We start from the raw sequence: 15312 nt of genomic DNA on the forward strand, positions 1-15312 counted from the left end.
GTGCACCTGGTTAGAATATGACGAACTATTCAGGTTTTACTATTCGCATTGGCCAGCCACGCATGACCGACCGCCCGAACGCCCGGATTGCCACGCGCAAGCAGCCTCGGCAGGCTCGCTCGACCCAGCTCGTCGAGGCCGTCCTCCAGGCCGCTGTTCAGGTTTTGGCGAGCGAAGGCGCGCAGCGCTTCACGATGGCGCGCGTCGCCGAGCGCGCCGGCGTGAGCGTCGGCTCGCTGTACCAGTACTTCCCGAACAAGGCGGCCGTGCTGTTCCGGCTGCAGCATGAAGAGTGGCGGCAGACGGCCGAGATGCTGCGCGGGATGCTGGAGGACGTGAACCGGACACCGCCCGAGCGGCTGCGTACGGCCGTTCGCGCGTTCATCCGTTCGGAATGCGACGAGGCGCGGATGCGCATCGCGCTCGACGACGCCGCGCCGCTCTATCGCGACGCGCCCGAGGCACACGAAGCGAAGGCGGCCGGCAACCGCATCTTCCAGGCGTTCATGCGCGAGGCGCTGCCCGACGCACCGGACGCCACGCGCGAACTGGCCTGCGACCTGATCACCACCACGCTCACCGCGGCCGGCAAGGCGTTTTCGGAAAGCGAGCGCTCGCCCGATGAAATCGACGCGTATGCGAACGCGATGGCCGACATGTTCCGCGCCTACCTCAACCATCTCGCGCACAATTGAGGCCGAGGCGACGACGAAAACCGCCCCTGCGCGACGGCGCCATCGTCCGAATGCAGGTTGCGCGCGGCGGCGGATCCCGCCACCGGCCCCTGCTTCCACCGGCCTGCCCGGCCACCATGAAAGACATTCGTAATTCTCGATGCATCCCCCGCTTCCCCCTTGTCCGTCGACCCTGCATTCAAATAATCGCCTTAACGGATTCGAACTAGGCGTATACACGTGGGTCGACGCGACGGAGCCCCGTTGCACGCCGATATAAGCGCTGAGACATGCGCTGCATGCTCTTCCCCCAATGGGACGTGATGGGCGGTTCGCCTAACCTTCGCTACGGCAAAGCACACGTGACGGGGTCGACACCACAACGCGTCGCACGACGCGACACCCACGCGATCGTTTCGATTCGCACGGAACGACACGGATCACGCGTCATTCGTCCCCACGACGTTGCCGACAATCCCAACTAGATACGAGACACCCTGACGACGGTTCGCTACGGGCCGTTTCAGCATGCTGATAAAGGAGCAAGCTCATGAGTGATACCCCGGTGCAGCCGACGGTCGGCGTCGGCGCGGAAGAAACTGACTTTGGCACCAAGGGAGTCATCGACCGGTACTTCGACATTTCGTCGCGCGGCAGCACGCAGCGCCGCGAGATCATTGCCGGCGTCACGACCTTCCTCGCGATGGTCTATTCCGTGTTCGTCGTGCCCGGCATGTTCGGCAAGGCCGGCTTCGACACGAGCGCCGTGTTCGTCGCGGTCTGCCTCACGACCGCGTTCGGTTCGCTGCTGATGGGCCTGTGGGCGAAGCTGCCGATCGCGATCGGCTGCGCGATCTCGCTGACCGCGTTCACCGCGTTCGGCCTCGTGCTCGGCAAGGGGCTGTCGCCGACGGTCGCGCTCGGCGCCGTGTTCCTGATGGGCCTCGTGTTTACCGGCATCTCGGTGACCGGCGTGCGTTCGTGGATCCTGCGCAACCTGCCCGCGGGCGTCGCGCACGGCACCGGGATCGGCATCGGCCTGTTCCTGCTGCTGATCGCATCGAACGACGTCGGCCTCGTGATCAAGAACCCGGGCGCCGGCCTGCCGGTCTCGCTCGGCCAGATCACCGCGTTCCCGGTCATCATGTCGATCATCGGCCTCGCCGCGATCTTCGGCCTCGAGAAGCGTCGCGTGCCGGGCGGCATCCTGCTCGTCGTAATCGCGATCTCGATCTTCGGGCTGATCTTCGATCCGAGCGTGAAATACCACGGCATCTTCGCGCTGCCGTCGCTGAGCGCACCGGGCCATGCGTCGCTGATCGGTGCGATGGACATCAAGGGCGCGCTGTCGATGGCCGTGCTGCCGAGCGTGCTGGCGCTGGTGATGACCGCCGTGTTCGACGCGACCGGCACGATCCGCGCGGTCGCGGGCCAGGCCGGCCAGCTCGACGAGAACGGCCGCATCATCAACGGCGGCCGTGCGCTGACCGCCGATTCGCTCAGCTCGATCTTCTCCGGCTTCCTCGGCGGTGCGCCGGCGGCAGCCTACATCGAGTCGAGCGTCGGCGTGGCCGCCGGCGCGAAGACGGGCCTCGCGGCCGCCGTGGTCGGCCTGCTGTTCCTCGTCGTGATGTTCTTCTCGCCGCTCGCGGGCCTCGTGCCGTCGTACGCCACCGCACCGGCACTGATGTACGTCGGCCTGCTGATGCTCGGCAGCGTGAGCAAGCTGCACATGGACGACATGGTCGACGCGATGTCGGGCCTCGTGTGCGCGGTGTTCATCGTGCTGACCGCGAACATCGTGACGGGCATCATGCTCGGCTTCTCGACGCTCGTGATCGGCCGCATCGCCAGCGGCGAATTCCGCAAGCTCAACGTCGGCACCGTGCTCATCGCGGCCGTGCTCGTCACGTTCTATCTCGGCGGCTGGGCGATCTGACCAGCGAATCGTGCGCGACGTCGCCGGCAGAAGGACGGCGCGCATCGGGACGACATCGTCTCCTCCACCATCATCGTTGATGGTCTCCGAGCCTGGGAACGCAAGTTTCCAGGCTTTTTTTGTTGATGGGGCGCAGTGCGGCGCGCATCGCGGAAACGGTGCGGCGCGAATCCGCCCCCGGTGCTACGATCGGGCTTTGCCTTTGGGGGCCCCCATGAACGCGCTCGGCATCGTTTCCGAATCGAGCACCCGGACGTCGGCGCGCAAGCCGCCGTTCATCCCGTCGTTCGGCTTCCACGAAGTGCACGAATCGAAGCCGATCGATGCGGCGCCGGCGCGCATCATCGACACGGTCGCCACGCTCGACATGCGCACGGATCCGATCGTCGACGCGCTGCTCAACGTCCGCGAATTCCCGGCAGCCGTTGCCGCGTCGCTGCGCTCCGGCGCCACACGCGTCGAACGCGAACGCTTCGGCCTCCATGCGTTCACGCCGCTGCATCGCGACGAAACGTCGCTGTCGCTTGGCCTCGTCGGCCGCTTCTGGCGCCCGGACCTCGGCGTGCTGAAGATCGCCGACGCGGCGGCGTTCGTGCGGCACGACGATCCGCGCGATGCGAAGCTGGTGCTCCGCTTCGAAGTCGTCGGGCTCGCGTCGGGTGCGCACCTGCTGCGCACCGAAACCTTCGTGCATTGCCCGACCGCCCGCACGCGGCTGCTGTTCATGCCGTACTGGCTCGCGATCCGGATGGCGAGCGGCTGGATTCGACGCCGCACGCTGACGGCTGTCGAAATGGCGCTGGCGTAGGGCGTCGCCGCACCTGCGATTGCGGCACGTGCAGGCTACCCGCATCAAAACGGCTTGATCACGACCCGCCCGGCGACGAGCGCCATCGCGGCCTCGACCGCACCTGTCGCCTGCCCGAGCCACGGCGCCGTAAACCCATGCGCACGCAACCGTCAGGATTGCCATCAAATTCCGCTTCAACCCATCGCCCGCCACAGCATCGCGCCAACCGGACCCGATCGATGACCCGCATCCGCAACCCCCTGAACCTCGCGCAGCTCCAGGCGTTCGTCTCCGCCGCGCATCACAAGAGCCTGCGCGCCGCCGCGCGCGAACTCGGCGTCACGCAGCCCGCGGTCACGCATACGATCCGCGAGCTCGAAACGGCGCTCAACGCGGAACTGCTCGCGCGCAGCGTGCGCGGCGTCGAGCTGACCGCGTGCGGCCATGCGCTGCTGCCGCGCGCCGAGCAACTGCTCGGCGATATCCGCCGCACGGTCGAGGCCGTCGAGCAGGTGAAAGGCGAGATGTCGGGGCGCGTGGCGGTCGGCACGATGCCGTCGATCGCGCTGACCGCGCTGCCGCACGCGGTGACGGCGTTCCGCCAGTCGATGCCGAACGTGAGCCTGCATCTCGAGGAAGTGACGGTGCCCGACGCGCTCGCGCAGTTGCGCAACGGCACGCTCGACATCGCTGCGATGCACCACGTGCCCGCGCTCGACCGCGATTTCACGCAATTGCCGCTGCTGTCGACCGAATTCACCATCGTGATGCGCGAAGGCCACCCGCTTGCGCATGCGCGCCGGTTAGAGGAATTGCTCGATGCCGAGTGGATCGTCACCGTGGGCGCCGAGCAGTTTCCGCACAGTGTGATGGTCGGGATGTTCGAGGCGCACGGGCTGCCGCTGCCCAAACGTTTGCTGCGCTCGCCGATGTCGTTCGCGGTGACGCTCGGGCTCGTCGCGCGCTCGGACGTGATTGGCTGCTTCACGCGCCCGCTCGCCGCGATGGTCGCGCCGCTGGGCATCCGCACGGCGGAACTCGACGAAGCCATGCCGCGCTTCGACCTGTCGATCATCGCGCGGCGCGACCTGCTGCCCACGCCCGCCGTCACGCAATTCGTCACGTGCCTGCAGCGCGCGGTCAACGAAACGCTCGGCTGAATCGTTCCTGTGTCTGAAACGGCGGCGCCCCTCATGCGCCGCCGCCGGGCCCGGTATCGGGGCTTGTCCTAGGCGCCCTGCCGGTATTTTGTCTTGATAATCTTCCGCACGTCGCGCGCCCGCATCGGGTGGGCGAAACGGACAGCCTGTCGCGAAGCCGCGCCGGGCCGAAGGCTTACGGCGCGGCACAACCGCGCACCCATCGAACAAAACGAGGAGTCACCGAGTGAAAAAGATTCTTGCGGCTGTGACCGTAGCCCTGCTCGCCGTATCGGCAGGCACCGCGTATGCGAAGGACTGGACGACCGTGCGGTTCGGCGTCGACGCAAGCTACCCGCCTTTCGAATCGAAAGGCGCCGACGGCAAGGTTGTGGGTTTCGACGTCGACCTCGGCAACGAAATCTGCCGCCGCATGAACGCGAAGTGCGTGTGGATCGAAAACGACTTCGACGGGATGATTCCGGCGCTGAAGGCCCGCAAGTTCGACGGCGTGCTGTCGTCGATGTCGATGACGCCGGCGCGTCAGGAACAGATCGCCTTCTCGGCGAAGCTGTTCAACACGCCGACGCGCCTCGTCACGAAGAAGGGCACCGGCCTGATGCCGACGGCCGAATCGCTGAAGGGCAAGTCGGTCGGCGTCGAGCAGGGCACGATCCAGGAAACCTATGCGAAGACGTACTGGGCCTCGAAGGGCGTGAACGTCGTGCCTTACCAGAACCAGGACCAGGTCTACGCCGACCTGATCTCTGGCCGCCTGGACGGCGCGCTGCAGGACGCGGTGCAAGCTGAAATCGGCTTCCTGAAGACCCCGCGCGGCGCGAACTTCGATTTCGCCGGCAAGGACATCGACGATCCGAAGACGCTCGGCAACGGCGCCGGCATCGGCCTGCGCAAGGAAGACACCGACCTGAAGGCGAAGATCGACGGCGCGATCGCCGGCATGCGCAAGGACGGCACGTACGACAAGATCGCGAAGAAGTACTTCGATTTCGACGTCTACGGCAAGTAATCCGCCCGGCAAGCGCACGCTTCGCTTCGGCACGAACGGGCTCCGCAAGGAGCCCGTTTTTTTTGCGCGGGCCGTGCCGGCAGCGTTATTTTTTCCGCCCCAACCTGATGATTCTCAAAGGGAAACGGCGTGTTCTGGCGCCGGTTTGATGGCGGCGAGGAAGGCAACGTACAATCGATCTTCCACGCACACCGGATCATTCGCGGCTGCGCCGCACTCCCCCATCATGCAAACGCAGACCCATCCGCTGATTTCCCCCGCCGTCGGTACCGAACGCCAGATCACGAGCTTTCACTACGGCCCGCGCGGCGGCAAGAAGGTCTATATCCAGTCTTCGCTGCACGCGGACGAACTGCCCGGCATGCTGGTCGCCACGCTGCTGCGCCGCAAGATCGCCGCGCTCGAGACGGCCGGCAAGCTGCGCGGCGAAGTCGTCATCGTGCCGGTGCCGAACCCGATCGGCCTGTCGCAACACGTGTTCGGCGATCACCTCGGCCGCTTCGAGCTCGGCTCGATGCAGAACTTCAACCGCAATTTCTACGATCTCGCGGCGCTCGTGCTGCCGCGCGTCGAACACCGCCTGACCCACGACGCGCAGCACAACCTCGTCGCCGTGCGCGCCGCGATGCGCGAAGCGCTCGACGAGCAGAAGCCGCGCACCGAGCTCGACTCGCAACGCCTCGCGCTGCAGAAGCTGTCGTTCGACGCCGATATCGTGCTCGACCTGCACTGCGACAGCGATGCGGTGATGCACCTCTACACGAATCCCGATCTGTGGCCGGACGTCGAGCCGCTGTCGCGCTACCTCGACGCGCAGGCGTCGCTGCTCGCGCTGAATTCGGTCGGCAACCCGTTCGACGAGATCCACAGCTTCTGCTGGTCGGATCTGCGCAGCCGCTTCGGCGACCGCTTCCCGATCCCGAACGGCGCGATTTCCGTCACGATCGAGCTGCGCAGCGAGCGCGACGTGTCGTACGAGTTCGCCGAAAAGGACGCACAGGCGATCGTCGAATACCTGACCGAGCGTGGGGTCGTCGACGGCACGCCGGCGCCGCTGCCGCCGCTCGCGCATCCGGCCACGCCGCTCGCGGGCACCGATCCGCTCGTCGCGCCGGTGTCGGGCGTGATCGTGTTCCGCACGCCGGTCGGCGTGATGATCGAGGCCGGCCAGGCCGTGGCCGACATCGTCGATCCGCTGACCGATCGCGTCGTCACGCTGAAGAGCAGCGTGTCGGGCGTGCTGTACGCGCGCCAGATCGTGCGCTTCGCCACAGCCGGCATGGAAGTCGCGCGGATTGCCGGCGCGACCGCGATCCGCACGGGTTCGCTGCTGTCGGCCTGAGCGGCCAGAGCGGCCGGTGTGCGCGCCGGAGCACGGCGCGCACGTATCGCGCATACCCGCCCGCACCAACGAAATCGCCCGCTTGCGCGGGCGATTGGCTTTCCGGATCGTCGATCTTCGGCCATCCGGTACGTGAAAACGTTCAGAACGCCGGGATGATCGCGCCGCCGAACTTCTGGTCGATGAACTTGCGCACGTCGTCCGATTCATAGGCCGCGACGAGCTTCTTCACCCACGGCTTGTCCTTGTCCTGCGCGCGCACCGCGATCAGGTTCGCGTACGGCCCGCGCAGATCCTCGATCGCGATCGCATCCTTCACCGGCGTGAGCCCGGCCTTCACCGCATAGTCGGTGTTGATCGACGCGGCATCGACGTCAGGCAGCGCGCGCGGCAGCTGCGCGGAATCGAGCTCGACGATCTTGATCTTCTTCGGGTTCTCGGCGATGTCGAGCGGCGTCGCATTCACGCCGTTCGCGCCGACGCCCGGCTTCAGCTTGATCACCCCGTACTTCTGCAGCAGCAACAGCGCGCGGTTGCCGTTCGACGGATCGTTCTGGATCCCGACCTTCGCGCCCACCGGCAAGTCCTTGAGCGACTTGAGCTTCTTCGAGTAGAAACCCATCGGCGCCGTGTACGTGAGCCCGACGTTGACGATCTTGTAGCCGCGCTGCTTGATCTGGCTGTCGAGGAACGGCTGGTGCTGGAAGCCGTTCGCGTCCAGATCGCCGGAATCGAGCGCCGCGTTCGGCTGCACGTAGTCGTTGAATTCGATGACCTTGATCGCGAGACCTTCGCGCGCCGCGACCTTCGTCACCTCGGTCCAGATCTGGGCGTCGGGGCCGCTCATCGTGCCGATTTTCAGCGTTTGCGGGTCGGCGTGCGCGCCGGGCGCCGCGAATGCCAGCGCGGCGGCGAGTGCGCCGAGGCCGGTCAGGAATGAACGTCGCATGGTGTCCTCTGTCCCGTGTCGTTTGTTGGAACACGGATCGTGGCATGGGGCCGGAACGCCGCCAACCAAGCTTATTTCATGTGCATATTCCTGATTCCGGTCGAATCTCAGTCTGAATCGGTATAACCACCGGCTATACAACCGGGCAGAATTCGGTGTCGCATCGACGCCACAGATTCTTCATATGACAGTCGCTGTCATATTCATTACGTGGCCCCTCGATAAAGTTGCCGCCGGTCCGTGAAAGCGCCCATAGAGAGCGCCGGAACCGCAACTGGACACGCCATTTATTCGCTCGGAGAACCCTTTGAACAAGAAACTGTTGACCATCGCCGCTCTGGCAGCAACGGCCGGCACGGCGCACGCACAAAGCAGCGTGACCCTGTACGGCGTCATCGATGCCGGTATCAGCTACGTGAACCACAGCAAGACCGCCAACGGCGGTACGGGCAAGCTGTTCAAGTACGACGACGGCGTTGCCCAGGGCAGCCGTTGGGGCCTGCGCGGCACCGAAGACCTCGGTGGCGGCCTGAAGGCGATCTTCGTGCTCGAAAACGGCTTCAACAGCGGTAACGGCACGCTCGGCCAGGGTGGCGCGATCTTCGGCCGCCAGGCTTACGTCGGCCTAAGCCAGTCGCAATACGGCACGGTCACGTTCGGCCGCCAGTACTCGTTCTCGACCGACATCCTCGGCTCGAACTACTCGACGGGCGGCAACACGGTCGCGGGTAACTACGCGTACCACGTGAACGACCTCGACCAGCTCACGTCGAGCCGCATCAACAACGCCGTGAAGTTCCAGAGCGCGAACTACTCGGGCTTCACGTTCGGCGCGTTGTACGGCTTCTCGAACTCGACGGACTTCGCAGGCGCACCGGCGACGACGACGGGCACGACGACGACGGCAGGCTCGTCGCGCGCATACAGCTTCGGCCTGAACTACGCGAACGGCCCGTTCTCGCTGGGCGCAGCGTACACGGACATCCGCTTCCCGAGCCAGTCGACGCCGGCTTTCTCGACGACGATCGCGAATATCGCAACGGGCAACGTCCGCGACCTGCGTACGTACGGCGTCGGTGGCCGCTACGTCTGGGGCCCGGCAACGGCATGGCTGCTGTGGACGCGTACGCAGTTCTCGACCGTGTCGGGCGCGGGCGGCACGTTCTACAACGCGTATGAAGCAGGCGCGAAGTACGCCTTCACGCCGGCGCTGTCGGGCGGCCTCGGCTACACGTACACGAACGCCACGCAGAGCGGCAACTCGTGGCACTGGAACCAGGTCAACGGTATCGCCGACTACGCACTCAGCAAGCGTACGGACGTGTACGGCCTGGTCGTGTACCAGCAAGCGTCGGGCAAGGGCGTGCAAGCGCAGATCGGCTCGAGCACGAGCTACTTCAATACGTCGGGCACGGGTTCGAAGAACCAGATCGCCGCACGTATCGGTATCCGTCACAAGTTCTAAAGCATCCGCTTAACACGCGGATCACGACGGCAAGAAGCGCCCCGCTCCACGCGGGGCGCTTTTTTATGGGCTTTTAAGTTTCGCTTAATTCTGGGCTGAGAGGATGCTCTCACCCCCCCTGTTGGCCGCCTGAACATCGGCGGCTTTTTTTTTGAACCGCCGACGGCGCCGCCATCGATTGCCCACAAGACAAGACAGGATCGGAGGCCATGATGATCGAAGATACCGTTTTCAGCCATCTGCACGCGATTCTGACGTGCCAACACTCGATGCCGGTCCAGAGCTGCCGCGTATCGGTCGAAATGCAGCGCCCGTGGGGCCGGCCGTATCGCCTCGTCGAATGGACGATGCATCTCGACGCGCCCGCGCGGCGCCAGATCGTGCCGGCCGAATCGACCGACGAAGAGATCGCCGAGGTCGTCGCCTCGCACGTGCCGGGCCGGCTTTACGGCGACGGCCGCCTGCAGTTCTGAACGCCTACCCGCTCCATCCGCTTGCCCGGTTTCACCCGCGCCGCACCCATCGTGCGGCAGTCGGTCTCGTTTGATGCCGCAACGAAACCTGCTACGCTGCGCGTTTTCGTCCACGCAACACACGATGGAAAACGCATTCAACGAACGTGGCGTGATGATCACGCGCAACGGCCTGTCGGCCGCCGGGCAGGTATTCGCACTCCGTGACATCCGCCAGGTCGATGTCGTCAAGATTCCGAAGAACCGCCTCGTGCCGTCGCTGATCTCGCTGATCGGCGCGGCCGTCGCCGTCGCAGGCGGCATCGCCGGATCGAGCGCCGCGCTCGTCGTCGGCGTGATGCTCGCCGTCGTCGGCTATCTCGCCTGGGCCACGCAGGACGTCACGTATCGCCTGATGGTGGAGATGCCCGACGGCAAGCGCGAAGCGCTGTCGAGCGTCGACGTCGAGTTCGTCGAACGCGTCGCGCAGGTCGTGCGCGATGCGCAGGCGACGAAAGCGGCCGGCTGATTCCGTTCGCTTCCCTGCACGCTTCGATTCGCGGTGTTCTGGGCACGCGTGGCGCGTTTCGCGCCGCGCAACGGCAGCGTCGATTACCGCGTCGAATCGCATTCCGCCGCCTCGTCGCCAACACCGCGCCTGCGCTGCGACCGCCGACCGCCTAGTATGGAAAGAGCGGCTCGCCGCCGCATCGTCCGATGGAGGCCAGCATGAACGTCCAGACGCTGTCCGGCACGCTTCGCGCGCAGGAACTGCTGATCGTGTCGATGATCCGCGCGCTTCCCCCTGACACACGCCGAGCGCTCGTCGACCTCTACACCGAACAGATCGCGTTCGCCGAGCAGGCAGGCCTCGAAAGCCACGGCGATCGCGCGACGCACGACGCGTTCATCACGCATGCGCGCAACCTGCTGATCCGCATCGAAGCGCTGGCCTAGCCAGCGCCCGCGTTTTTCCCGAATTTCCCGCCGCGGCTCACCCGAGCCGCACAGGTAAGCGCTCACCCACGCGAGCCGCTTTCCTTTCTTGTATTGATAATAATTCTCATTTACACTGGCAAAATTATCAGTTGCCTTTCAATTCGCCGCTCGCCGCCTTCCGTGCGCGGGCGGGCCAGCCAGGTGAACGCGTCACCCAGCCAGCCTTCGGGCTTGTCATCATCAATGGGAGACCACCTGTGCATTGCTATACGCTGGCGCGGCGGCCGATCTGTGCCGCGCTGTTCGGCGCGTTCGGCCTGTCCGCCGCCACGGCTCACGCCGATTCGACGCCGCAAGGCGCCAACCCGCCTGCCGCCCTCCTCGTCGCCGCGTCCACGCGCGGCGATGCGGCGCTGCTCGATCCCGTCACCGTCACGGCCAACCGCACCGCCACGGCCGCGAGCCGCACGGCGGCGTCCGTGGCGGTGATCACCGACGAGGATCTGGAAGAACAGCAAGCCACCAACATCAAGGACGCGCTGCGCTACGAGCCGGGCGTCACCGTGCGCCGCACCGCGTACCGGCCCGGCAGCGCCGCGCTCGGCGGCGGCCGCGACGGCGATTCGAGCATCAACATCCGCGGCCTCGAAGGCAATCGCGTGCTGCTGATGGAAGACGGCATCCGCCTGCCGAACGCGTTTTCGTTCGGCCCGCTCGAAGCGGGGCGCGGCGACTACGCCGATCTCGACACGCTCAAGCGCATCGAGATCCTGCGCGGGCCGGCTTCGGCGCTATACGGCAGCGACGGTCTGACCGGCGCAGTGAACTTCATCACGAAGGATCCGCGCGACCTGCTGTCGATCTACCACAAACCCTATTACTTCTCGTTCCGGCCGAGCTACGACTCGGCCGACCGCAGCGTCGGTGCGACCGTGTCGGCCGCGGGCGGCAACGATCGCGTGCAGGGGATGATCATCGCCGACGGCCGGCGCGGCCACGAGGTCGACACGCGCGGCAGCAACAACTCGGCGAGCACGCTGCGCACCACGTCGAACCCGCAGGACGTCTATTCGGAATCGCTGCTCGGCAAGCTCGTGCTGACGCCCACCACGCGCGACACGATCAAGTTCACCGCCGAAACGGTGCAGCGGCGCGTGAGCACCGACGTGCTGTCGGCGATCAGCCCGCCGACCACGCTCGGCCTCACGACCTACGACCGGCTCGAGCGCAACCGCTTCAGCGTCGACTACGATTTCCGCGACGATGCGTTCCGCTGGTTCCAGACCGCGCACGTGCAGTTCTACTACCAGGACGCGAAGCAGGACCAGTACGCGTTCGAGACGCGCGGCCGGGCGGCTTCGCGTTCGCGCGACAACCAGTACAAGGAGCGCACGTTCGGCGGCTCCGCGTTCGCCGAAAGCGGCTTCGCGACCGGCCCGTTCGCGCACAAGCTGCTTTACGGCGTCGACGGCAGCGTGTCGCGCGTGACGAACCTGCGCGACGGCACGGTGCCGGGCGTCGGCGAGGCGTTCCCGAACAAGGCGTTCCCCGACACCGACTACACGCTGTTCGGCGCGTTCGTGCAGGACCAGATCGGCTACGGCCGCCTGCTCGTCACGCCGGGCCTGCGCTTCGACACGTACCGGCTGAGCCCGACCGCCAACGATCCGCTGTTCACCGGCAAGGCGGTATCGACGAGCGCGAACGAACTGTCGCCGCGTGTCGCCGTGCTCTACGAGATCACGCCCGCGGTCATTCCGTACGTGCAGTACGCGCACGGCTTCCGCGCGCCGACGCCCGACCAGGTGAACAGCAGCTTCTCGAACCCGGTGTACGGCTACACGTCGATCGGCAATCCGAACCTGAAGCCCGAGACGAGCGACACGTTCGAAGCCGGCCTGCGCGGCAAGGCCGGCACCGGCTACGGCGTCGTGCGCTACAGCGCCGCCGCGTTCACGGGCCGCTACCGCAACTTCATCTCGCGCACGACGATCGCCGGCAGCGGCCGACCAACCGATCCGTTCGTGTTCCAGTACGTGAACTTCGCCGACGCACGCATTCATGGCCTCGAAGGCCGCGCCGAATGGGTGATGCCGAACGGCATCACGCTGAAGACGGCGATGGCGTTCACGAAGGGCTCGACGCAGAACGACGGCGCGGCCAGCCAGCCGCTGAACACCGTCAACCCGTTCTCGGCCGTGTTCGGCGTGCGCTACGAGCCGACCGAGCGCTGGTACGTGCAGACCGACCTGCTGTTCCAGGCCGCGAAACGCGACAAGGACATCGACAAGTCCGACTGCTCGAACAAGGCGTGCTTCGCGCCGCCGTCGTCGTTCGTCGTCGACCTGCGCGGCGGCTACCGCTTCAACAAGCACGTGAGCGCGACGATCGGCATCCGCAACCTGTTCGACCGCAAGTACTGGAACTGGTCGGACGTGCGCGGCATCGCAGCCGATTCGCAGGTGCTCGATGCGTATACGTCGTCCGGTCGCACGGTCGCCGTCAGCATGAAAGTGGATTTCTGATGCGCGCCGCCCGCGCTGCCACCCCAACCGTTACTTGAAGGAGTCCGACATGATGCAATCCGCCCTTCCCGGTCAACCGGCCACGCCGGCCCGCGCAGCCGCCGCGCTGCGCGACGCGTTCATCCAGCTCAAGACCGAGCGCCAGCTGCGCAACCGCGACGTCGCGCAGGCGCTCGGCGTCAGCGAAGGCGAGGCGCTCGCCGCGTTCGTCGGCGAGCACGTCGTGCGGCTCGACGCGCGCTTTCCGGCGATGTTCGAGGAAATGCCGCGCCTCGGCCGCGTGATGGCGCTCACGCGCAACGACACGGCCGTCCACGAAAAGGATGGCGAATACGCGCAGATGAGCCACGACGGTCCCGTCGGCCTCGCGCTCGGCGATATCGACTTGCGCATCTTCTATCGTCATTGGGTATCGGCATTCGCGGTGCGCGACGAGACCGCGCACGGCCCGCTGAAGAGCCTGCAGTTCTTCGACGCGCAGGGTCATGCGATCCACAAGGTCTACCTGCGCGCGCACAGCGACCACGCCGCGTACGACGCGTTCGTCGAGCGCTGGCGTGCGCCGTTGCAAGAGCCGGGCCTCGAGGTTGCGCCCGCCGCGCCGAAAACGCCCGAGCGCGCCGACACCGAGATCGACGTCGCGGGCTTCCGCGCCGCGTGGGACGCGATGACCGACACACACCAGTTCTTCGGCATCACGCAGCGCTTCGGCGTGAGCCGCATGCAGGCGCTGCGGCTCGCCGATCCGCAATACGCGTATCCGGTCGAAACCACGCATGCGCTGCGGCACGTGCTCCAGCAGGCCGCTCGGAGCGGCCAGCCGATCATGGTGTTCGTCGGCAACGCGGGGATGATCCAGATCCATACCGGCCCCGTCGCGAACGTGCGCGAGGTCGGCGCGTGGATCAACGTGCTCGACCCGGGCTTCAACCTGCACGTGCGCGAAGACCTGATCGCCGCCGCGTGGGTCGTGAAGAAGCCGACGAGCGACGGCATCGTCACGTCGCTCGAACTGTTCGACCGGCAGGGCGACCACGTCGCGCTGCTGTTCGGCGAGCGCAAGCCCGGCAAGGTCGAACGCGACGACTGGCGCGCGCTCGTCGCGACGCTGCCGGCCGCGGCACGCGGAGGCGCGCGGTGAGCGCGCGACCGTTCGATCCGCGCCGCCGCGCGGTGCTGGCGAGCGCGGCGGCCGGCGCGCTCGTGGGCGCGCTGCCCGGCAGCGTGCTCGCCCAGGGTGCGCAGGCCGCACCGAAACGCGTGGTCGTGATCGGCGGCGCACTCGCGGAAACTGCGTTCGCGCTCGGCGGCGCGGAAACGCCGCGCTACCGGCTCGTCGGCGCCGACACGACCTGCACGTACCCCGACGCCGCGAAGCGGCTGCCGAAGGTCGGCTACCAGCGCGCGCTGTCGGCCGAGGGGCTGCTGTCGCTGCGGCCCGATCTCGTGCTCGCATCGGCCGAAGCCGGCCCGCCCACCGCGATCGCGCAAGTCAAGAACGCCGGCGTTGCCGTCACGACGTTCGATGAACGTCACGACGTCGAATCGGTGCGCGCGAAGATCACCGGCGTCGCGCAGGCGCTCGACGTGCGCGACGCGGGCACCGCGCTGCTGCAACGTTTCGACCGCGACTGGCAGGCCGCGCGCGAGGCGGTCGCCGCCCGTGCGCCCGGCGGCGCGCAGCCGCCGCGCGTGCTGTTCGTGCTGAACCATACCGGCAACCAGGCGCTCGTCGCCGGCCAGCGCACGGCCGCCGACGCGATGATCCGCTACGCGGGCGCGCGCAACGCGATGCAGGGCTTCGATCACTACAAGCCGCTGACGACCGAGGCGCTGGCCGCCGCCGCGCCCGACGTCGTGCTGATCTCCGACGAAGGGCTCGCGGCCGTCGGCGGCCGCGCCGCGCTGCTCGCGACGCCCGGCTTCGGCGCGACGCCGGCCGGCCGCGCGCAGCGCGTGGTGGCGCTCGACGCGCTGTTCCTGCTCGGCTTCGGCCCGCGCCTGCCGCTCGCCGTCACGACCCTGCACCGACGCCTGTCGGATGCGCTCGCCTGATTCCGGACTGCCC

14 protein-coding genes are annotated in these 15312 nt (G+C 66.8%); 13 read left to right on the forward strand and 1 reads right to left on the reverse strand.

Annotated elements, in window-relative coordinates:
- The first annotated feature begins 17 nt into the window (after positions 1-17).
- From LGM89_RS29365 to LGM89_RS29390, 6 genes are all read left to right on the forward strand, one after another.
- Positions 18-695 carry a TetR family transcriptional regulator gene (locus LGM89_RS29365; RefSeq protein ID WP_226274777.1) on the forward strand — a complete coding sequence of 226 codons (678 nt, stop codon included), beginning with the start codon at positions 18-20 and terminating at the stop codon, positions 693-695.
- A 529-nt stretch (positions 696-1224) separates the two neighbouring features.
- Complete coding sequence (locus LGM89_RS29370) at positions 1225-2613, forward strand: NCS2 family permease (RefSeq protein WP_089459114.1); 1389 nt, start codon at positions 1225-1227, stop codon at positions 2611-2613.
- Between the two features lie 214 nt (positions 2614-2827).
- Positions 2828-3421 (forward strand): hypothetical protein, encoded by a 594-nt coding sequence (locus tag LGM89_RS29375; protein ID WP_089441501.1) that lies wholly within the window; start codon positions 2828-2830, stop codon positions 3419-3421.
- Positions 3422-3642: 221 nt separating this feature from the next.
- On the forward strand, positions 3643-4563 hold the full coding sequence (locus LGM89_RS29380; RefSeq protein WP_226274778.1) for a LysR family transcriptional regulator: 921 nt from the start codon (positions 3643-3645) through the stop codon (positions 4561-4563).
- 226 nt (positions 4564-4789) lie between these two features.
- The gene (locus LGM89_RS29385) at positions 4790-5572 is read left to right on the forward strand and encodes an ABC transporter substrate-binding protein (RefSeq protein ID WP_089428931.1); all 783 of its coding nucleotides are present in this window, start codon (positions 4790-4792) and stop codon (positions 5570-5572) included.
- A 226-nt stretch (positions 5573-5798) separates the two neighbouring features.
- Positions 5799-6914: a succinylglutamate desuccinylase/aspartoacylase family protein gene (locus LGM89_RS29390; RefSeq protein ID WP_089496086.1), complete on the forward strand. Its 1116-nt coding sequence runs from the start codon at positions 5799-5801 to the stop codon at positions 6912-6914.
- Positions 6915-7056: 142 nt separating this feature from the next.
- Here LGM89_RS29390 and LGM89_RS29395 read toward each other — a convergent pair whose 3' ends face one another.
- A complete protein-coding gene (locus LGM89_RS29395) occupies positions 7057-7863 on the reverse strand; it encodes a MetQ/NlpA family ABC transporter substrate-binding protein (protein WP_089428930.1) in 807 nt (268 codons plus the stop codon).
- A 307-nt stretch (positions 7864-8170) separates the two neighbouring features.
- Between LGM89_RS29395 and LGM89_RS29400 the strand changes: the two genes are divergently transcribed.
- The 7 genes from LGM89_RS29400 to LGM89_RS29430 all read left to right on the forward strand — a co-directional run bounded on the left by LGM89_RS29400 (position 8171) and on the right by LGM89_RS29430 (position 15299).
- Entirely contained in the window at positions 8171-9328 is a 1158-nt protein-coding gene (locus tag LGM89_RS29400; RefSeq protein ID WP_089496085.1) for a porin, read from the forward strand.
- A 212-nt stretch (positions 9329-9540) separates the two neighbouring features.
- Positions 9541-9801: a DUF2866 domain-containing protein gene (locus LGM89_RS29405; RefSeq protein ID WP_011353838.1), complete on the forward strand. Its 261-nt coding sequence runs from the start codon at positions 9541-9543 to the stop codon at positions 9799-9801.
- A gap of 124 nt (positions 9802-9925) precedes the next feature.
- Positions 9926-10309, forward strand: a complete 384-nt coding sequence (locus tag LGM89_RS29410) for a DUF6232 family protein (protein WP_089496084.1) — start codon at positions 9926-9928, stop codon at positions 10307-10309.
- Between the two features lie 200 nt (positions 10310-10509).
- Positions 10510-10737, forward strand: coding sequence for a hypothetical protein (locus LGM89_RS29415; protein WP_089429221.1), 228 nt, complete (start codon positions 10510-10512; stop codon positions 10735-10737).
- 239 nt (positions 10738-10976) lie between these two features.
- Positions 10977-13244 (forward strand): TonB-dependent hemoglobin/transferrin/lactoferrin family receptor, encoded by a 2268-nt coding sequence (locus tag LGM89_RS29420; RefSeq protein WP_226274779.1) that lies wholly within the window; start codon positions 10977-10979, stop codon positions 13242-13244.
- A 49-nt stretch (positions 13245-13293) separates the two neighbouring features.
- Complete coding sequence (locus tag LGM89_RS29425) at positions 13294-14385, forward strand: hemin-degrading factor (RefSeq protein WP_226274780.1); 1092 nt, start codon at positions 13294-13296, stop codon at positions 14383-14385.
- Complete coding sequence (locus LGM89_RS29430) at positions 14382-15299, forward strand: heme/hemin ABC transporter substrate-binding protein (RefSeq protein ID WP_226274781.1); 918 nt, start codon at positions 14382-14384, stop codon at positions 15297-15299. The genes LGM89_RS29425 and LGM89_RS29430 overlap by 4 nt, the downstream gene beginning before the upstream one ends.
- Positions 15300-15312: the final 13 nt, after the last annotated feature.

It is taken from the genome of Burkholderia sp. AU31624, from assembly GCF_020420065.1.
GTDB lineage: Bacteria > Pseudomonadota > Gammaproteobacteria > Burkholderiales > Burkholderiaceae > Burkholderia.

Coding starts and splice junctions, on each gene's coding strand:
- LGM89_RS29365 (WP_226274777.1), top strand. CDS start 18: ATGACGAACTATTCAGGTTTTACTATTCGCATTGGCCAGCCACGCATG.
- LGM89_RS29370 (WP_089459114.1), top strand. CDS start 1,225: ATGAGTGATACCCCGGTGCAGCCGACGGTCGGCGTCGGCGCGGAAGAA.
- LGM89_RS29375 (WP_089441501.1), top strand. CDS start 2,828: ATGAACGCGCTCGGCATCGTTTCCGAATCGAGCACCCGGACGTCGGCG.
- LGM89_RS29380 (WP_226274778.1), top strand. CDS start 3,643: ATGACCCGCATCCGCAACCCCCTGAACCTCGCGCAGCTCCAGGCGTTC.
- LGM89_RS29390 (WP_089496086.1), top strand. CDS start 5,799: ATGCAAACGCAGACCCATCCGCTGATTTCCCCCGCCGTCGGTACCGAA.
- LGM89_RS29395 (WP_089428930.1), bottom strand. CDS start 7,863: ATGCGACGTTCATTCCTGACCGGCCTCGGCGCACTCGCCGCCGCGCTG.
- LGM89_RS29405 (WP_011353838.1), top strand. CDS start 9,541: ATGATCGAAGATACCGTTTTCAGCCATCTGCACGCGATTCTGACGTGC.
- LGM89_RS29410 (WP_089496084.1), top strand. CDS start 9,926: ATGGAAAACGCATTCAACGAACGTGGCGTGATGATCACGCGCAACGGC.
- LGM89_RS29415 (WP_089429221.1), top strand. CDS start 10,510: ATGAACGTCCAGACGCTGTCCGGCACGCTTCGCGCGCAGGAACTGCTG.
- LGM89_RS29425 (WP_226274780.1), top strand. CDS start 13,294: ATGATGCAATCCGCCCTTCCCGGTCAACCGGCCACGCCGGCCCGCGCA.